We start from the raw sequence: 19541 nt of genomic DNA on the forward strand, positions 1-19541 counted from the left end.
AATCTTTTGCGGGTGTACCTGTGAGTGGACTCCACACAATATGATTTCCAGCCAGAATGATTTCAGGATGTTGCGAGGTGTCGGCAAATGAGCGACGAGCTGAACGGCCAGAACGCGCAATCGCAATCCTCCGCGCCGGATGCGGCGGTCACGCCGCTTGTTGGCAGTGTTGGCGCTGAAACCGGATATATCGGCGAAGAAAACGATCATCATAGCGACAGCATGAAGACGCTGGTCTTGGGCGCGCTCGGTGTGGTCTATGGCGATATCGGCACCAGCCCGATCTACGCTTTTCGTGAGGCGCTGCACACGGCTGCCTCTGACGGCGTCCTGTCGCGCCCGGACATTCTTGGCGTCGTCTCGCTGATATTCTGGGCGCTGACGCTGGTTGTCACGATCAAATATGTTCTGTTCGTGCTGCGGGCCGATAATAACGGCGAAGGCGGCATCCTATCGCTGATGGCGCTGGTGCGCGGCGCTCTGAAAGGACGTCCCAATCTCATTCTGGCCGTCGGTATATGCGGCGCAGCGCTGTTCTTTGGCGATGCCGTGATTACGCCTGCCATTTCCGTGCTTTCCGCGATGGAAGGCCTGGAAATCGTCGCGCCCAGCCTCACGCCTTTCGTGGTGCCCATTACGGTCGTCATCCTTGTGACGCTGTTTTCGGTACAAAAGCTCGGCACCGGCAAGGTTGCCATCGTATTCGGGCCGATCATGGCGATCTGGTTTCTGGCGCTGGGCGCGTCGGGCCTCTGGCACATATTCGACGATCCAACCGTCATTTATGCGCTCAATCCCTATTATGCAGTGCGCTTTCTGGCCATTAGCCCCGGTATTGCCTTCATCACCGTTGGCGCGGTTTTCCTCGCCATGACGGGTGCCGAAGCGCTCTATGCCGATCTTGGCCATTTCGGGCGCAAGCCCATCGTGCGCGCCTGGCTGTGGATCGTGTTTCCATGTCTGGTGCTGAATTATTTTGGACAGGCCGCCTTCATCCTGTCGCATGGCGAAGCAGCGGCATTGCCGTTCTTCCAGATGCTGCCGAATTTCGCGCTGCTGCCGATGGTGCTGCTGGCGACGGCAGCAACAGTGATCGCCAGTCAGGCCGTTATCACCGGTGCCTTTTCCGTGGCGCGGCAGGCGGTGCAGCTCAACATTCTGCCACGCCTTGAAATTCAGCACACGTCGGAGAAGCTGCACGGGCAGATCTATATCCCGCGTGTCAATCTGCTGCTCGGCCTGACCGTGGTCATTCTGGTGCTGGGCTTTGAGAAGTCGACCAATCTGGCCGCAGCCTATGGTATCGCAGTGACCGGCAACATGCTGGTGACGACCGTGCTGCTCTATATTGTCATGACGCGGATCTGGAATTGGCAGGTCAGTCGTGCGCTGCCTTTGATGCTCGGTTTCCTGCTGATCGACATCATGTTCTTCAGCGCCAACATCATCAAGGTGCATGAAGGCGGTTGGGCTTCTATCGGCATTGCCGCAGTGCTTGTGCTCATCATGTGGACATGGGTGCGCGGCACCCGGCACCTGTTCCTCAAGACACGCAAGGGCGAAGTGCCGCTCGATCTCATCGTCGAGCAGATGGCCAAGCGCCCGCCAACGATTGTGCCGGGAACGGCTGTCTTCCTGACGGGCGACCCGAAAAGTGCGCCAACCGCGCTGATGCACAGTCTGAAGCATTATAAGGTGCTCCATCAGAACAATGTCATCCTGACCGTCGTGACCGCTTCGAAGCCGTGGGTCTCCAGCGCAGACCGCGCGCGTGTCTCGCAATATAACGAGCGCTTTATGCAGGTGACGCTGAAGTTCGGCTATATGCAGCAGCCGAATATTCCGCGCGCGCTTGGCCTTTGCCGCAAGCTTGGCTGGAAGTTCGACATCATGACGACCTCGTTCTTCCTGTCGCGCCGTTCGCTCAAGGCTTCGGTGCATTCCGGCATGCCTCTGTGGCAGGACAAGCTGTTTATCCTGTTGGCGCGCACGGCGTCGGACGCGACCGAATATTTCCAGATCCCAACCGGACGCGTGGTAGAAATCGGTACGCAGGTGAATATCTGATCGGGAATTCGCTTTAACAGACCGTGTTTTATCAGGGCGTTATCTGAGAATTTGATTCCGGATGGCGCCCTAATTGTTTGTTTTTCCTACTATTTTTGCGCAAGTACATAGTTCAATCGCGCTATCGGCAAAGGCATCTTTAGTACACGCCTTACCATCCGAATTTTTCAAAAATCTCGCTTGACCGCCTATGCGGCAAGGGCTAATAGAATGGGAACCGTACCGTACGGTACAAGAGGAGGAAGTGCCCCGTGACTGATGGTAGCGACGAATTGCAGGCTCAAAAGCAGCAGGCTCTTTCGCCGCGTCAGAACGATGTTCTGGAGCAGGCGTTGCGCCTTCTTGTCGAAGGCGGAGACCGCGCTTTGACGACGGCGAGCATTGCGCGTGCCGCCAATTGCTCCAAGGAAAGCCTCTATAAATGGTTTGGCGACCGTGACGGTCTTCTGACGGCGATGGTTCGCTGGCAGGCCTCCAAGGTTCGCGTTGTGCCGCTGGCGCGCGAGAAGCTTGACGCGGAATCGCTGTTTTCAAGCCTGGAACACTTTGCCCGCGACTGGCTGCTGGTGCTTTCGGGCCGCACGTCGATCGCGCTTAACCGTCTGGCTGTCAGCCATGCGGCATCGGGCAAGTCGGCGCTGGGCGATATCGTTCTCTCCAACGGGCCGGTGGCCATGGCCAAGCGCCTGAAGCCGATCCTTGAAATGGGGATGGAAGCCAAGCTGCTGGCTTTCGACGATATCGATGAAGCATTTCGCACGTTCTTCGGGCTCGTCGTCCGGGACATGCAAATCCGGTTGCTGTTGGGCGACCGGCTGGAACTGACTGACGACGTGGTCATCCGGGACGCCCGGCGCGCCACAAAGCAGTTTTTCGCTCTGTACGGGGCTTAGTCACATCGGCTGACGCAAGAAGGCCAGAGAATAAACTGAAACGAAGGGAATAGGAAATGCGCGTTTATTACGACCGGGATGCAGACGTTAACCTGATCAAGTCGAAGAATGTGGTTATCGTCGGCTACGGCAGCCAGGGCCGAGCCCATGCGCTGAACCTGAAGGATTCCGGTGCTGCCAATGTGCGCGTCGCCCTTCGAGAAGGTTCCGCAACCGTCAAGAAGGCGGAAGCAGACGGCTTTCAGGTGATGAACGTTGCTGATGCCGCCAAGTGGGCCGACCTCATGATGATGGCGACTCCGGATGAACTCCAGGCCGACATCTACCGCGACCACATCCACAGCAACCTGCGCGACGGCGCTGCGATTGCTTTCGCACACGGCCTCAATGTTCATTTCGGCCTCATCGAGCCGAAGAAGTCGGTCGACGTCGTCATGATCGCACCGAAGGGCCCAGGCCACACGGTTCGCGGCGAATACCAGAAGGGCGGCGGCGTGCCTTGCCTGATCGCCATCCATCAGGATGCATCGGGCAATGCCCATGACCTCGCTCTGTCCTACGCTTCGGGCGTTGGCGGCGGCCGTTCGGGCGTCATCGAAACCACCTTCAAGGAAGAGTGCGAAACCGATCTGTTCGGTGAGCAGGCTGTTCTCTGCGGCGGCGTGGTTGAGCTGATCCGCACCGGTTTCGAAGTTCTGGTTGAAGCCGGTTATGCGCCGGAAATGGCCTATTTCGAATGCCTGCACGAAATGAAGCTCATCGTGGATCTGATCTACGAAGGCGGCATCGCCAACATGAACTACTCGATCTCGAACACCGCTGAATGGGGCGAATACGTCACCGGTCCGCGCATCATCACTGCCGAAACCAAGGAAGAAATGAAGCGCGTTCTGAAAGACATTCAGACCGGCAAGTTCACTTCCGATTGGATGCAAGAATATCGTGCAGGCGCTGCTCGCTTCAAGGGCATCCGCCGCAACAACGATGCGCACCAGATCGAAGAAGTTGGCGAAAAGCTCCGCGCCATGATGCCATGGATTGCCGCCAACAAGCTGGTGGATAAGGCTCGCAACTAAAAATCAGCGATATTTAGGTTCTGGCTGTCTGCAAATGGCACTTCCTTCCGCTTCCGGTGCTCATGTACCTTTAAGTACATTCCGCTCCGGTTCTCAGAAAGCACCAGTTTCGACGGACCAGAACCAAAATCTCATCTGATTTTGGGAGCTTCCACGACGAGCAAAAAAGGGGGCGTTTCATACGCCCCCTTCATTACTTGGCGCTGGATGGTGGGATTGATCGCGATTAAGCCGCGAACGAAAAGAACCAAAACTCTGCGTCAGCTTTCCGTTTCATGCACTTCGACGGCCAAAAGAATTTCGAATAGCTTTATTCCATAGAAGCATGGGAAAAGCTGTTCTCGTTGGTCTAAAATTGCGCTAGAGCTTCGCCCTATTAGCTGGGGTTTGAGGAGATCTGGCTAATACGAATTCCATCAGATGGATGGTTAAGTCTAATTGAGGAGATTTCCCGTGTTGGACTGGGAAAATGTTTTTGCAACGCGCTCCAAACGCATGCGCGCATCGGAAATCCGCGAACTTTTGAAGCTTCTGGAACGTCCGGACATCATTTCATTTGCCGGTGGCATTCCCGATCCGGCGCTGTTTCCGCATGACGCCTTTCAGGCTGCCTACAAGGAAACCCTGACGGGTGCGGAAGCCAATGCCGCGCTGCAATATTCGGTATCGGAAGGCTATAAGCCGCTGCGCACCTGGCTTGTCGGCGAACTGGCCAAGATCGGCATTCCCTGCACCGAGGACAATGTTTTCATCACCTCCGGTTCGCAGCAGGCGCTCGATTATCTCGGCAAGCTGTTCATTTCGCCCAATGATACCGCGCTGGTGACTGCGCCGACCTATCTCGGCGCCTTGCAGGCATTCAATGCCTATGAGCCGACCTATGACACGCTGGCGATCAAGGGCAACCGCACGCCTGAATCCTATGTGCAGGCCGCTGAAAAGGCTGGCGGCAAGGTGAAGTTCAGCTATCTTTCTGCCGATTTCGCCAATCCGACCGGCGAGACCGTCGATCTGGCTGGCCGTCAAAAGCTTCTGGCAGAAGCCGATGAGCTGAATATCCCGATCATTGAAGACGCAGCCTATCAGTATCTGCGCTACAATGGCGAAGCCATCCCGCCGATCCTTTCGCTCGACATCGCCCGCAATGGCGGCGACATCGAAAAGACCCGCACCATCTATTGCGGCTCGTTCTCGAAGACCCTCGCACCGGGGCTGCGCGTCGGCTACGTGGTTGCCTCGAAGGATGTTATCCGCAAGCTCGTTCTCATGAAGCAGGCGGCGGACCTTCATTCCTCGACCATCAACCAGATCGCGATCTATCATGTCGCGACGCATGGCTTCGATGCACAGGTCGCCAAGGTCGCCAAGGTCTACAAGCATCGCCGTGACCGCATGCTGGAAGCCCTTGCCAAATATATGCCGGAAGGCACCAGCTGGACCAAGCCTGAAGGCGGCATGTTCATCTGGGTCACGGTGCCGGAAGGCATGGATGGCGCGCAGCTGCTTGCATCGTCCATTGAGACTGAAAAGGTCGCTTTCGTTCCCGGCAAGGCGTTCTTTGCCGATGCCACCGGCGCGAACACGCTGCGCCTTAGCTATTCTTGCGCCAATGACGAAATGATCGATGAAGGCATCATGCGGCTTGGCCGCCTGATCCGCACGCACAGCAAGTCTGCTGCTGCATAAGAACTGGGAACAAAAAGCAAAGGCCGGGAAATTTCCCGGCCTTTCTTTATTGAAATGGCGAGTTGCAGCTGGTGCGCGGCCCGGCGAGGGGCTGATAGGTATCATCGGAGCTGCGATAGCTGCGATAGCGGTTTGAGCACCACTGCATGTGATTGACGCTCGGCCCGAAGCGCTTAACCTGCGGGCGGGTGGATGGGCGCACGTCCAACGGCTCGCCGTTCTTGTAACGCAACACACCCTGACCGGAGATATAGTTTTCGCTGTTGCGGCAGGTGACGGAGCCGTAGCATCCCGGCGAATTCGGGCCGGGTCGATTGGTATTCGAATTGGGATTGACGACTGGCGGTCTGGTCGGCTGCAACGATGGCAGATAGGGCGTTTTGCGCAGTTCGACCGCCACGGCGGGCGCAGCGAAGCCAACGGCAAACAGACTGGAAATCATCGCTGCGCACAGGGTTTTCTTGAGCATTACGACTATTGCCTTTCATGTATGGGAGGCGGGCATTCGCTGTCGTCATACACTTAATATGGGTGTTTCATCTTCCAAAATCATCCGTTCGGGGAAAATTCCCGGCGCGGCCAAGAAGTCCTTGCCAATCGCGATGCAACTGGCGAGATTGCTCGCACATGTTTACGATAGCCACATTCAATGTCGAGAATCTGATGCGCCGGTTCGATTTTTCGGGCTTCCGCAATGAATTGCATCAGGACCGCAGCCTGCAATTGTTCGAAATCGGTGACGAGGCGCAATACCGTCTGCTGGAGCAGGCGCGTGCTGTCGCCCATGCCGACGACACAAGGCAGATGACGGCGCTCGCAATCGCCGAAACGCGCGCCGACATACTGTGCCTGCAGGAAGTCGATAATCTGGCCGCGCTCAACGCCTTCGAATATGGCTATCTTTTCAAGATGATCGGCCATGGCTACCGGCACAAACATCTGATCGACGGCAATGACAGCCGGGGCATCGACGTGGCCGTCATGATCCGGGACACGACCCGCGACGGCCAGCCTATAGAGGTGGACGAGGTCACGAGCCACGCGCATCTGACCTATAATGATTTCGGCCTGTACGAGCCTGTTCTGGCAGAACTTGGCATTGAGCCGCATGACCGCATTTTCAAGCGGGATTGTTTGAATGTGGATTTGCGTATTGCGGGCAAGCCGCTCTCGCTTTTCGTGACGCATCTCAAATCCATGACCGGCGCGCGCAACGGCTTTGACGGGCGCACCGCTTCATCCCCGGTTCGCAAAGCCGAGGCGAAGGCGATCCGCCGCATCATCGAAGACAAGTTCGGACCGGCCAAGGCTGCCAATCGGCGCTGGCTGATCTGTGGCGATTTCAACGATTATCGCGAGCGCATCGTCATTGGTGGCGATGAATGGAACGGCTATGACTTCACGCCCGTTCAGGAAGAGGACAGCGCGCTCGATGTGCTGCTTGGCGATGGTTTTGCCGTCAATCTCGTGGAGCGCCGCCCGATCATGGATCGCTGGACGTTGTATCATACGCGCGGACCACAGGAGCGACATCTTTGTCAGCTTGATTACATCCTGGCGTCACCATCATTTGCTTTGAAAAACGAAAGCGCGGTGCCGCAGATTGTCCGGCGCGGCCAGCCATGGCGCACGGTGTTTCCACGGGATCAGCAGGTGGAGCGCTATCCGCGCACGGGCTGGGATCGGCCCAAGGCCAGTGATCATTGCCCGGTCGCCGTGACGCTGAATATTGTCTGAGAGGCAGGATAGAACCACGATGGATCATGTGCGGGAAAATACGGTTCATGTCATCGATGATGCCGATGTCCGTGTCGTTCCAGGGCCGCTTGAATATACGCAGCAGCATCAGCAGATAATTGCGCTGAACTGGAAGCGTGAGCAGGCCGCAAAGCCAGCTTTGTTCGATGGCGAAATCTTTTTGGCGCCGGAAGCGCGGCTGGCCGATGGTGTCTTGAAGGCGGGTTTCAAGCGCAGCAGCTTTGCGACGCTGATGCATTGGCGCAACGACCCGGAGCCAGTTCGTCCATGGCATATCTTCGGCGTGGGCGTCATTGTTTCATGCGAGGGACATCTGATTGCGGCCCGTATGGGCATGCAGAATGCCGGTGGGGGGCGCATCTATTTTCCGGCAGGCTCAATCGACGATAACGACATTGTAGACGGGCGGGTGGACTACGTCGCCAATATGCAGCGCGAGGTGCGTGAAGAAACCGGTCTCAATCTGGCCGACGCTGAGGGCGAGGTGCAGCTCAATCTGGTGACTGGCAATCGCAGCATCGCGCTGTTCCGCCGCTATCGCTTCGATGCGCCGTCGCGGGAGCTGGTTTCCGGCATCGAAAATTTCGTATCTGCGCAGGCTGAGCCGGAACTGGCCGAGATTATCCCGATCAAGGCAGCGGGCATGAGGGGCGATGCCACACCGTCTTATGTTCGTGCTTTTGCCGACTGGCATTTCAGACAGTGAACAAATAAGCCAGACTGGCAGTGACAGGGCCGATAAATTGGCTATGCTCGCACAGAATTCTATTAAGATGATGGTTGAATATAAAGACACTGATCATAGTTTCCAGAAAAGTGTCGAGGGGAGATTGAGGGATGAGCGAAGCCGCTGTTTCCGGCCGTTTCTATGAGGTTTTCGACGTTTTTGCCGAGAAAGCTCTGGCCGGAAATCCTTTGGCCGTCGTCCATGACTGCGAAGGGCTGAACGATGCCCGCATGCAGGCCATCGCCCGCGAGTTCAATCTTTCCGAGACGGTTTTCATTTTTCCGCCTTCCAATCCCGCCCATGAGGCTGCGGTTCGGATTTTCACGCCCGATTACGAATTGCCTTTTGCCGGTCATCCGACGGTGGGCGCCGCCGTTTCGCTGGCGCGCCGTCGCAACACCGGCGATGAGGCCGACCGGCTTGTCGCGCTGGAAGAAAAGGTGGGCATTGTGCGCTGTGGCGTCATTCTGGGTGACAACAGCGCCTTTGCCGAATTCGATCTTCCGCGCTTGCCGGAAAAGATCGACATACGCATCGAGAAAGAAGAAGCAGCCGCCGCCATCGGGCTTGGAACGCATGAGATAGGCTTCGAGAATCATGTGCCCGGCATCTGGAGCGCGGGAACGCCTTATCTTCTCGTGCCGGTTCACAATCTCATCGCTGCGGCCAAGGTGTCGATCGATCCGGTCTATGTCACGGAGAACCTGCCACATGTCGATGGGCGTCCGCTGCCGATCTATGTCTATTGCCGCGAGACGATTCTGTTCAACAGCAATTATCATGCCCGTATGTTCGTGACCGGGGCGAATGTCTATGAAGACCCGGCGACGGGTTCGGCGGCTGCAGCCTTTGCCGGAATGATCCAGCAGAACGATAAGCCGATGGACGGCAGTTCGCAATGGTGGATCGAGCAGGGCATGGAAATGGGGCGTCCGTCGCTCATCCGTCTTGAACTCGACGTCAACGGGCAGAAGCTGACCGGCGCGCGCATTGGTGGAACGGCGGTCAAGATCGCCGAGGGGCGGCTTTTCATCTGACGCAAATCCTTTCGTCTCCTTGATCTCTGTCAAGGCAAGCTCACCGCCCTATGTATTAGGAGTATGGGGAAGCTTTTTCAGGAGACGATACGCCATGTTGATCAAGGAAATGTCGGACTACGATCTTCGGGACATGATTCAGAATTCGCATATGGGGCGGCTGGCTTATATTCTGGATGACCGCCCGGTTATTGTGCCGATGAGTTTCCGCTTCAATGGCGGGTCGCTTTATTCCTTCACGACCGATGGGCAGAAGACCGAAGCGATGCGCAAGAACAATGCTGTCTGCATCCTCTTCGACCACATTCTATCCCGCACCGAATGGAAAACCGTGGTGCTGCACGGTCGCTATCGTGAGATCGCGCGGGAAGACGAGAAGGCGGCCATCGTCAGTATCATGTCTGCTGAGCCGACTTGGTGGGAACCGGCCTATACCAAGACCATCACCAAGGAAGGCGACACCCGCAAGCTGGAGCCGGTTTTCTTCCGGGTGGATATTGAGAGCGCCAGCGGTCATCAAACAAGCTGATCGCCGCGACTTCGATCATCCTTCACTTATCGAACGACAAGCACCGGAATCGTGCTGCGGGTAACGACTTCATAGGTCTGGCTGCCGAGCAGCAGGCCCTTGAAACCGCGCCGTCCGTTGGATGCCATGACGATCAAATCGCTGCCCAGTTCGGTCGCGGATTCGATGATGGCTGTTGCCGGGTGCTGCTCGACCACATGCAGCGTGTGGACTTCGCAGCCAGCCTCGACTGCCAGTTCGCGCGCGCGTATCAGTGTCGTATCGGCGAAATCCTTCCATTCCTGTTCGAAACGTTCGATGAAAGCCGGACTGTCGGTCCAACCGCCGGGCAGGCCGGACACGGAATAAGGTGCGGTGACCGTCACAACCGTAACCTTGGCCCCAACGGCCTTGGCCAGCTGGAATGCATGCACGAGACCACGCTCGGCGAATTCCGATCCATCGGTCGTGGCGATAATATTCTTGTACATGTTTCCTCGCTTCTCCAGATTCTGCTTTAAGCTAACGCCTATAAGAACCATATCCAAGCCTTGGCCGCATTGTTTGCGGCTGGAAATGCAAAATCAAAAGCGGAATGCCCATGCCTCTCGACATATCGCCGCCCATATCACCCCATTGCGATGCGTTTCAGGCAAGCTGGATCGCCACGGTTCTCAATCTCGACTGGCCATCGCGGGCGTCAACGAAAATCGAAAATGACGATGAACGCATCCGGCGGCAAAAACAGGAGCTGGCGAACCTCTTCAACGAGGCGTCGGAACACGGAATCAATGCGGTGGTGTTTCAGGTGTCGCCAGCAGCGGATGCATTCTATGCGTCATCCTATCTGCCGTGGTCGTCCTATCTGACCGGGACGCTCGGCAAAAACCCCGGCTTTGATCCGTTGCAGTTTGCCATTGAGCAGGCGCACAAGCGCGGCATCGAACTGCATGCCTGGCTCAATCCCTATCGGGTTTCGATGGACGTCAAGGCATCCACGCGCAAGGAATTGAAGAACTCGTCCAAGGATTCGCCGCCGAGCGTCTACAAGACGCATCCAAGCTGGGTCGGCGTGTCGGCGGATCGCTATGTTCTCGATCCCGGCATTCCCGCCGTTCGCCAATGGGTGACGAACATCACCGCCGAGGTCGTGCAGAAATACAATGTCGATGGAATCCAGTTCGACGATTATTTCTATTATGAAACCGCGTCCTCGCCTCTCGATGACGACAAGACCTATGCGCGTTTCGGTACACGCTTTGCCAGCAAATATGACTGGCGACGTTACAATACCTATACTTTGGTTCAGGAAATTTCCGACAAGATCAAGTCGATCAAGCCGAATGTGCGCTTTGGCATCAGCCCCGGTGGGGTCTGGCGCAACAAGGCCGACGATCCGCTAGGGTCTGCCACGCGCGCGGGCAAGACGAATTATGACGGCGATTTCGCCGATACGAGACGCTGGGTCAAGGACGGCCTGATCGATTATATCGCGCCGCAGGTTTACTGGTCGTTCGGACGCAAGGCCGTGTCCTACGACACGATCGTCAAATGGTGGGCGGATACGGTGCGCGGCACCAAGACTGATCTTTACATCGGCATGGCGCTTTATCGCGCCGGAACCGCAACCGCGTCGGAGCCGGGCTGGCAGGCAGGTGGCGGCTTAAGCGAGATCAAGCGCCAGCTGGAACTGAACCAGTGGCTGCCGGAAGTGAAGGGCAGCATCCTGTTTCGACAGGGATTTCTGTCCGACCCAAAACTGAAGAACGTATCGGATTATTTGAAGAAGACGTGGGGCAAGTGCGGCCAGAAATAGCGCGTTTCACCGCGCATCTTTGATCCTGATCAAAGTGCGCTTCCCGCAGAGTTGCTAATGCTTCTGCCGTTGCTGGTTTCCACCAGAATCGGCGACCGGGATGTCCGGCCCTAAATGGCATCCCGGCCTTCATCAAATCTGTCGAGCGCATACCAGCGCGATCTTTCGTAACGCCGTTTTCGACAGCCAGCGGGTGCTGTCGGCGTTGCCCCTCTATTTCACCAAATCGGCACCCGCGCTTCTCGTCGGTCGAGTATTTTGAAGAAATTGCCAGTATTTTAGCGTCTATTGATCAAGGTCAAAGCGATTGAAATTCGCGGCCTATAAGCAGGGCCGCAACGGCATTTACTTTATCCCGCGTTTATTAGCATTCGCTGGTTGTCAACCTGTGCAGTTGTTCCATATCCTCAACCATATGGTTCTCCGATGACTATCGAGCGGGGCGGTGGGATTGCGAACAGCCCGACAATGGGGATCGCCTGCCAATGCCTTGAACTAACTCGGGAATAATGCCGGCATTGTCGTAGATATTGCAAAAAGGGTGTTTCGCATGAGTTCCAACCGCAAGCAATGGATTGTGGCTGCAGTGGTGGTGGCGCTGGCTGCTGGTGGTTACTATGCCTGGAAGGCGCTGAACGGCAGCGGATTGCCCGATGGGATTGCCTCGGGCAATGGCCGTATCGAAGCAACCGAGATCGATATTTCGACCAAGAGCCCCGGTCGTATCCGCGAAATACTTGCCAATGAGGGTTCATTCGTCAAACAGGGCGATATCCTTGCGCGCATGGATACCGATCAGCTGGAAAGCCAGCGCGCACAGGCGGAAGCGCAATTGCGCCGGGCGCAGATCGGCATCGAGACGGCGCAGAGCCTCGTCATACAGCGACAGGCGGAATTTGCCGCCAATCAGGCGACGGTCGCCCAGCGCAATGCGCAACTCGATGCGGCACAGCGGCGTCTGGCACGTTCGCAGGCGTTGACCCAATCGCGAACCGTCTCCGAACAGGTTCTCGATGATGACCGCGCCAGTGCGCAAGGCGCGCAGGCAGCGGTCGAGGCTGCCAAGGCGCAGCTTGCGGCAAGCGACGCGGCCATCAATGCCGCCAAGGCGCAGGTTGTCGATGCCGAGGCATCGGTGGAAGCCGCCAAGGCGGCGATTGCCAGCATCATGGCGGATATCAACGACGCAACGCTGGTCGCGCCAACGGCGGGGCGGGTGCAATATCGTGTTGCCCAGCCCGGCGAAGTCCTTTCGGCTGGCGGTCGCGTTCTCAACCTCGTTGACCTTGGCGATGTCTATATGACGTTTTTCCTGCCGACCGCGCAGGCCGGTCGTGTCGCAATCGGCGCCGAAGCCCGCATCGTGCTGGATGCTGCGCCGCAATATGTCATTCCAGCCACGATTTCCTTCGTGGCCGATGTGGCGCAGTTCACGCCGAAGACGGTTGAAACCGAGGAGGAACGCCAGAAGCTGATGTTCCGCGTCAAGGCAAAGATTTCGCCGGAACTGCTTCAGAAATATATCCAGCAGGTGAAGACCGGGCTACCGGGCATGGCCTATGTGAAGCTTGACCCCGCTGCTGAATGGCCGAAGAACCTCGCGGAAACCGTAAAATGAGTGACGCTTCGGTCCAGTCTGAGGCGGGAGGCGACAGTTTTGTCGTTCGCGCAAAGGGCGTAAAATTGTCCTATGGCGCTGCGCAGGCGCTGCGCGATGTTGATCTCGATATCCCCGCAGGGCGCATGATCGGCCTGATCGGTCCCGACGGCGTCGGCAAATCGAGCCTGCTGTCGCTGGTTTCAGGCGCGCGCAGCATGCAGGAAGGCCACATTGAGGTGCTGGGCGGCGATATTGCCGATCGGAAGCATCGCGAATCTGCCTATCCGCGCATCGCCTATATGCCGCAAGGTCTTGGCAAGAACCTTTATCCGACGCTCTCGGTTTTCGAGAATATTGATTTTTTCGGACGGTTGTTCGGCCATGACAGGCAGGAGCGGGAGCGACGCATTGCCGATCTTCTGGCGCGCACTGGCATGTCACCCTTTGCGGATCGCCCGGCAGGCAAGCTCTCGGGCGGCATGAAACAGAAGACGAGCCTCTGCTGTTCGCTGATCCACGATCCTGATCTGCTGATCCTCGATGAACCGACCACTGGCGTCGATCCCCTGTCGCGCCGGCAGTTCTGGGAACTGATCGACGATATCCGCAAGGACCGTCCGGGGATGAGTGTCATCGTCGCGACCGCCTATATGGAGGAAGCGGAGCGTTTTGACTGGCTTGTCGCGATGAATGACGGGCAGATATTGGCAACGGGCACGCCGCGGGAGCTTCTCGAACGCACTAAAACGCCCAATCTCGATGCGGCCTTCATCGCTTTGCTGCCGGAGGAATTGCGGCAGGGGCACAAGGAAATCGTCATTCCGCCGCGCGCGCCGGGTGCCGATGCCGAGATCGCCATTGAAGCCGAACATGTCACGGTTCGGTTCGGCAATTTCACGGCGGTCGATAATGTGAGCTTCCGCATTCCACGCGGCGAAATTTTCGGGTTCCTCGGTTCGAATGGCTGCGGCAAATCCACCACCATGAAGGTGCTGACCGGCCTTCTGCCCGCCAGCGACGGCATTGCACGGTTGTTCGGGCGCGAGGTCGATCCGAAGGATATCGATATCAGGCGGCGCGTCGGCTACATGTCGCAGGCCTTTTCGCTTTATTCCGAGCTGACGGTTCTCCAGAATCTGGAACTGCATGCCAAGCTTTTCGGCATGGAGCCGGAACTGACCGCGCGGCGCATCAAGGAACTTTCCGAGCGTTTCGATCTGTCCGGAGTGATGGACGAATTGCCGGATTCCATGCCGCTTGGTATTCGCCAGCGCCTGTCTTTGGCGGTGGCGCTGATTCATTCGCCGGATATTCTCATTCTCGATGAGCCGACTTCCGGTGTGGACCCGGTGGCGCGTGATGCTTTCTGGGAAATTCTGGCCGACCTGTCGCGCAAGGATAATGTGACGATTTTCGTCTCGACCCACTTCATGAATGAAGCGGAGTTGTGCGACCGCATTTCATTGATGCATGCGGGCAAGGTGCTGATCAGCGACACGCCGAAAGCGATCACGGCAAGCCGCAATGCGGCGACCTTGGAAGAAGCCTTTATCGCCTATCTGACCGAAGCCATCGGCGAGACGCCGCAACCGGCAGCACCTGTTACGGAAGAGGCACCAGCGCCGGTTCAGGCTGCCGTCAGTCCTCCCAAGCCTCAACCGAGTTGGCTTCCCAATCCGCGCCGCATGCTGGCTTATACACGGCGCGAGGCGCTGGAATTGAAGCGCGATCCAATCCGCGCGACACTCGCCATTCTTGGTACGGTGATTTTGATGTTTGTGATCGGTTACGGCATCAATCTCAATGTCGAAAACCTGACATTTGCGGTTCTGGACCGCGACGATACGACGGTCAGCCGCGATTATACGCAGCAGATTGCCGGGTCGCGCTATTTCACTGAAATGCCGCCGATTACCGATTATGACGATCTCGACCGGCGGATGCGCAACGGCGAGATTAGCCTTGCCATCGAGATACCGCCACGTTTCGGCGCAAATATCGCGCATGGGCGGCCTGTCGAGGTGGCGGCCTGGATCGACGGTGCCATGCCCACCCGCGCTGAAACGGTGCGCGGCTATGTGCAAGGCATGCATGCCAACTGGCTGACGCAAAAGGCGCGCGAGCTTTATGGCAATGCGGCGACGGTCGGCAATTTCAATCTGGAAATTCGCTATCGCTACAATCCCGATGTCCAGAGTCTGGTGGCGATGGTTCCAGCAGTCATTCCAATGCTGCTTTTGATGATCCCGGCCATGCTCGCGGTTTTGAGCGTGGTGCGCGAAAAGGAGCTGGGCTCTATCATCAATTTCTATGTGACGCCGGTGACCAAATTCGAGTTCCTGTTCGGCAAGCAATTGCCCTATATCGCACTCGCCTTCCTCAACTTCCTGATGCTGACAGCCTTTGCTGTCTTCATCTTCCGGGTGCCGTTTACCGGCAGTTTCCTCACCTATGCAGCGGCGGCGCTGCTCTATGTCATCATCGCGACCGGCATGGGTCTGGTGCTTTCCACCTTCATGAGCAGCCAGATTGCCGCCATTTTCGGGACGGCCTTGCTGACACTCATTCCGGCGGTGCAATATTCCGGCATCATCGATCCGGTTTCGTCATTGCAGGGTGCGGGCGCATTCATCGGCAAGATTTACCCGACGACCTATTTCGTGACCATCTCGCGCGGGGTTTTCTCCAAGGCGCTTGATTTTGGCGATCTTGCCGGGTCGTTCATACCCTTGCTGATCGCCATTCCGGTGCTGATGGTGCTGGCCATTCTCCTTCTCAAGAAACAGGCGGGCTGAGATGCGGATAGCCAATATATTCCAGCTCGGTATCAAGGAATTGCGCGGTCTCGCCCGCGATCCTATGCTTCTGCTGCTGATCGTCTATGCGTTTACGCTTGCGGTCTATACCTCTGCCCGGGCCCAGCCCGAAAATCTCAGCAATGCGGCTATCGCGATTGTCGATGAAGACCAATCGCCGGTCTCAAACCGTATCACCTCGGCTTTCTACCCGCCTTATTTCGTGCCGCCCAAACTCATTTCTTCCTACGAGATGGACAGCCGCATGGATGAAGGGCTCGACACTTTCGCGCTGAACATTCCGCCGAATTTTCAGCGCGATCTGCTGGCCGGGCGCTCGCCGACCATCCAGCTCAATGTGGATGCAACTCGCATGAGTCAGGCCTTTACGGGCGGTGGCTATGTTCAGTCCATCGTCTCCAGTGAGGTGAACGAGTTCCTGAACCGTTATCGCGGCACGGCGGATACGAAGGTCGATCTCAATTTGCGATCCCGCTTCAATCAGGATCTGAACAAGAGCTGGTTTGGCGCGATCAACAATGTCATTTCGTCGGTCACCATGCTGTCGATCATCCTGACGGGTGCTGCGCTGATCCGCGAGCGCGAGCATGGCACCATCGAGCATTTGCTCGTCATGCCGGTGACGCCGGTTGAAATCATGGTCAGCAAGGTCTGGTCCATGGGGCTGGTCGTGCTGGTCGCTTCGGCCTTTGCGCTGATCTTTGTAGTGCAAGGTCTGCTAGCGGTGCCGATTTATGGATCGGTTCTGCTGTTTCTGGCTGGCGCCGCATTGCAGCTTTTCGCAACCACCAGCCTCGGCATTTTTCTGGCAACGGTTGCAGGCTCCATGCCGCAGTTCGGCATGTTGCTGATGCTGGTGCTAATGCCGTTGCAGGTGCTTTCCGGCGGCATGACGCCACGGGAAAGCATGCCGGACATCATCCAGAACATCATGCTGGTAGCTCCAAACACGCATTTCGTCATATTGGCGCAGGCGATCCTGTTCCGAGGGGCAGGGATCGGCGTGGTATGGCCGCAATTTCTGGCCCTGATCGTCATCGGTTCGGTGCTGTTTTACTTCGCGCTGCAACGCTTCCGGGCATTCCTGCGATAGAGCGGTGGGAACCGCTCTATCCATTCGTTTTGACGCATTATCCTGCGCATCGGAGCGGGATCAGAAATCAGTCCATTGAACCGATTTCCCCGCGTAGGCGCTGCGCACTTTGGCTGGAAATGCTCTAACCAAAGATGTTTGAAAACAATGCCCTGAATCGCTTCGTTGAGAATGCGATTCAGGGGAGCGCGCTTTTTGGCGCATTGCGAATCCGCCTCGGCCTTGCTAGGGCTCGTTTCAGGAAACGGTTTCGCTGTAAAAGGCGGATGAAAAGGGAACGCGGTGAGGCCATCTGGCCAATTCTGCGACTGCCCCCGCAACTGTAACCGGAGAGCTATCTTCCACAATCGCTCAGGCGATCAAGCCACTGAGAGCAGTTTTTGCACTCGGGAAGGCGGAAGAACAGCGGCGACCCGGAAGTCAGGAGACCTGCCGCATCCGGTCACCTAGTTTCGACGCGGGGCGTGTCGGGGCGCGGCTTTCCGTAGCGGTGACATTGGACAAATGTTGCCGCCGGAACGGGAAAAGGGTATCCCCCATTTCTTCGACCTGCGGTCAGGCGATATCGCCTTGCAGGAGACGATACAGGTGCATATTCCAAAATTATCCATTTTGCTGACGGCTGCTTTTGCGGCTGCAAATCCGCTTGCCGCATCGGCCCAAACCGCCAGCGGCGCGGGCGATGCCAATGCAAGCGTGGTTCTCGATACGATTGTTGTCACGCCGCTTCGTCGCGCAACGTCGTTGCAGCGATCCACCTCGTCGGTAACGGTCATCGACACGGCTGAAATCGAGCGTTCGGCGGCCCCCGATCTGCAATCACTGCTGAAATCCTATAGCGGGGTTTCGATCAAGGCGAATGGCGGGCAGGGGTCGAAGTCGGACATCTATATGCGCGGCATGTCGTCCAAGCAGACGGTCGTACTAGTCAATGGCGTCCGCACGGCATCGGCTACGGACGGAACCACGGCGCTGGCCAATATACCGCTGACGTCCATCGAGCGCATCGAGATCGCCAAGGGCGGCCATTCGGCCCAATATGGTGCGGATGCGATGGGCGGCGTCATCAACATCATCACCAAGCAGGGCGGGGCTTGTGGCGAGCGCTCATGGTGCGGCAGCCTGTCCACGGGCGTCACCCATCCCTGGGGCGGCTATGCTTCCGGTTCGGTGCAAGGGCAGAGCGCTGCGGGTGTCGATTATGCCTTTGGTGCGGCGATCACCGGCACCGAGGGCTATGATTTCACCAGCCCCGATGCGTGGGGACACGAACCGGACCGGGATGGTTTCCTGCAAGGCTCGCTCAACTTCTCGCTCGGAAAAGATTTTGACTGGGGCAGGATCTATGCGGACGGGCTTTTGAGCCGGGGCCGCAATCAGTATGATTCCGAATATCCGTCCGCCGATCAGGGCTACAGCACAGCCTTTTCTGGCAAGATCGGCACGCGGATCGATCACGCGGATGACTGGTCTTCGACAGTCGAGTTCAGCTCGGGCATCGATAGCAGCCGTGATTTCCGCAAGGGCGTCTCCGGCTCCGACCGTTATGAAACCAAGCGCTACGGCGTTTTCGCGTCCACCGAGAAAAGTTTCGAAACGGGCAAGGCAAAGCATGTCGTGACCGGCGGTGTCGAAGCCTATCGCGAGACGATCGATTCCACCGTCGCCTATGACGAGACGGGGCGCAATCTGGCGGCGGTGTTCGGGCAGTATTCGCTGGAATATGAAGCGCTGCGCGTCGATGGCGGTGTGCGTTACGACCACAACCAGCAATTCGGCGACGTGACGACATACAATATTGGTGCGAGCTATGAGATTGTACCCGACCTCGTTGTGCGGTCGTCCTATGCGACCGGATTTCGTGCGCCGACATTCAACGAGCTTTATTATCCCGGTTTCGCCAATCCCGATCTGCAGCCGGAAAAGTCACGCTCCTATGAAGTGGGGCTGAACTGGCAGATTTCGGCGGCGACCAGCCTTGATCTTGCGCTTTATCGCAATGAATTGCGCGATGCGATCATGAGTACCGCGCCTTCTTATCTGCCCTATAATGTGGCGCGCGCTCAGGTGACAGGTTTCGAGGCGACGCTGGCGCATCGCTTCGATGACCAATGGGGCGTGAAGGGGGTGCTGGACTTCAAGCGACCCATCGATGAAGAAAACGACACCGATCTTGCCTATCGCGAACGTTTCAAGGCGACCGCCGAAGTGAACTATACGCCGTTCGAAGGTCTCGACCTGACGGGCCGCGTCTTCTATGGCGGTTCGCGCTATGCCGATGCCGCAAATACGCGGAAGCTCGGCAGCTATGTGACCGCCGATTTCGTGGCGCTTTATGCCGTCGACAAGCAGTCAAAGCTGAAGTTCTCGGTCGAGAACATCTTTGACAAGGACTACCAGACGACCTCCGGTTATATTGCGCCGGGCCGTACCTTCAACATCGGTCTGACGCGGAATTTCTGAG

General features: G+C 57.3%; 15 protein-coding genes and 1 riboswitch. Of the genes, 13 read left to right on the forward strand and 2 right to left on the reverse strand.

Annotation, left to right across the window (positions count from 1 at the left end; translation table 11 throughout):
* The first annotated feature begins 87 nt into the window (after positions 1 to 87).
* The 4 genes from WIX40_RS00950 to WIX40_RS00965 all read left to right on the forward strand — a co-directional run bounded on the left by WIX40_RS00950 (position 88) and on the right by WIX40_RS00965 (position 5722).
* Positions 88 to 2067 carry a potassium transporter Kup gene (locus WIX40_RS00950; protein ID WP_109369367.1) on the forward strand — a complete coding sequence of 660 codons (1980 nt, stop codon included), beginning with the start codon at positions 88 to 90 and terminating at the stop codon, positions 2065 to 2067.
* A 251-nt stretch (positions 2068 to 2318) separates the two neighbouring features.
* Positions 2319 to 2960: a TetR/AcrR family transcriptional regulator gene (locus tag WIX40_RS00955; protein ID WP_078339363.1), complete on the forward strand. Its 642-nt coding sequence runs from the start codon at positions 2319 to 2321 to the stop codon at positions 2958 to 2960.
* A gap of 56 nt (positions 2961 to 3016) precedes the next feature.
* Entirely contained in the window at positions 3017 to 4036 is a 1020-nt protein-coding gene (gene ilvC / locus WIX40_RS00960) for a ketol-acid reductoisomerase (protein WP_109369366.1), read from the forward strand.
* 453 nt (positions 4037 to 4489) lie between these two features.
* A complete protein-coding gene (locus WIX40_RS00965) occupies positions 4490 to 5722 on the forward strand; it encodes an aminotransferase-like domain-containing protein (RefSeq protein ID WP_109369365.1) in 1233 nt (410 codons plus the stop codon).
* 46 nt (positions 5723 to 5768) lie between these two features.
* Here WIX40_RS00965 and WIX40_RS00970 read toward each other — a convergent pair whose 3' ends face one another.
* Positions 5769 to 6191: a BA14K family protein gene (locus WIX40_RS00970; RefSeq protein ID WP_109369364.1), complete on the reverse strand. Its 423-nt coding sequence runs from the start codon at positions 6189 to 6191 to the stop codon at positions 5769 to 5771.
* 158 nt (positions 6192 to 6349) lie between these two features.
* Here WIX40_RS00970 and WIX40_RS00975 point away from each other — a divergent pair, with 158 nt between their 5' ends.
* The 4 genes from WIX40_RS00975 to WIX40_RS00990 all read left to right on the forward strand — a co-directional run bounded on the left by WIX40_RS00975 (position 6350) and on the right by WIX40_RS00990 (position 9773).
* On the forward strand, positions 6350 to 7459 hold the full coding sequence (locus tag WIX40_RS00975) for an endonuclease/exonuclease/phosphatase family protein (RefSeq protein ID WP_109369363.1): 1110 nt from the start codon (positions 6350 to 6352) through the stop codon (positions 7457 to 7459).
* 19 nt (positions 7460 to 7478) lie between these two features.
* On the forward strand, positions 7479 to 8186 hold the full coding sequence (locus WIX40_RS00980; RefSeq protein WP_339438020.1) for an NUDIX hydrolase: 708 nt from the start codon (positions 7479 to 7481) through the stop codon (positions 8184 to 8186).
* A gap of 131 nt (positions 8187 to 8317) precedes the next feature.
* Entirely contained in the window at positions 8318 to 9244 is a 927-nt protein-coding gene (locus WIX40_RS00985) for a PhzF family protein (protein ID WP_109369361.1), read from the forward strand.
* A gap of 94 nt (positions 9245 to 9338) precedes the next feature.
* Positions 9339 to 9773: a pyridoxamine 5'-phosphate oxidase family protein gene (locus WIX40_RS00990; protein WP_109369360.1), complete on the forward strand. Its 435-nt coding sequence runs from the start codon at positions 9339 to 9341 to the stop codon at positions 9771 to 9773.
* A 26-nt stretch (positions 9774 to 9799) separates the two neighbouring features.
* On the opposite strand, the gene WIX40_RS00995 is transcribed toward WIX40_RS00990, so the two are convergent.
* A complete protein-coding gene (locus tag WIX40_RS00995; RefSeq protein ID WP_109369359.1) occupies positions 9800 to 10243 on the reverse strand; it encodes a universal stress protein in 444 nt (147 codons plus the stop codon).
* Positions 10244 to 10353: 110 nt separating this feature from the next.
* Between WIX40_RS00995 and WIX40_RS01000 the strand changes: the two genes are divergently transcribed.
* From WIX40_RS01000 to WIX40_RS01020, 5 genes are all read left to right on the forward strand, one after another.
* The gene (locus WIX40_RS01000; protein ID WP_339438023.1) at positions 10354 to 11568 is read left to right on the forward strand and encodes a glycoside hydrolase family 10-like protein; all 1215 of its coding nucleotides are present in this window, start codon (positions 10354 to 10356) and stop codon (positions 11566 to 11568) included.
* A 550-nt stretch (positions 11569 to 12118) separates the two neighbouring features.
* On the forward strand, positions 12119 to 13186 hold the full coding sequence (locus WIX40_RS01005) for an HlyD family secretion protein (protein ID WP_109369357.1): 1068 nt from the start codon (positions 12119 to 12121) through the stop codon (positions 13184 to 13186).
* The gene (rbbA, locus tag WIX40_RS01010; RefSeq protein WP_371830790.1) at positions 13153 to 15963 is read left to right on the forward strand and encodes a ribosome-associated ATPase/putative transporter RbbA; all 2811 of its coding nucleotides are present in this window, start codon (positions 13153 to 13155) and stop codon (positions 15961 to 15963) included. Before WIX40_RS01005 ends, rbbA begins: the two co-directional genes overlap by 34 nt.
* 1 nt (position 15964) lies before the next feature.
* Positions 15965 to 17077, forward strand: a complete 1113-nt coding sequence (locus tag WIX40_RS01015) for an ABC transporter permease (protein WP_109369355.1) — start codon at positions 15965 to 15967, stop codon at positions 17075 to 17077.
* Positions 17078 to 17305: 228 nt separating this feature from the next.
* Positions 17306 to 17528, forward strand: a riboswitch (cobalamin riboswitch).
* A 137-nt stretch (positions 17529 to 17665) separates the two neighbouring features.
* Positions 17666 to 19540, forward strand: coding sequence for a TonB-dependent receptor domain-containing protein (locus WIX40_RS01020; protein WP_109370259.1), 1875 nt, complete (start codon positions 17666 to 17668; stop codon positions 19538 to 19540).
* The last annotated feature ends 1 nt before the right edge of the window (position 19541 follow it).

Origin of the sequence: Ochrobactrum teleogrylli, assembly GCF_037482325.1 — a bacterium.
Taxonomy (GTDB): domain Bacteria; phylum Pseudomonadota; class Alphaproteobacteria; order Rhizobiales; family Rhizobiaceae; genus Brucella; species Brucella teleogrylli.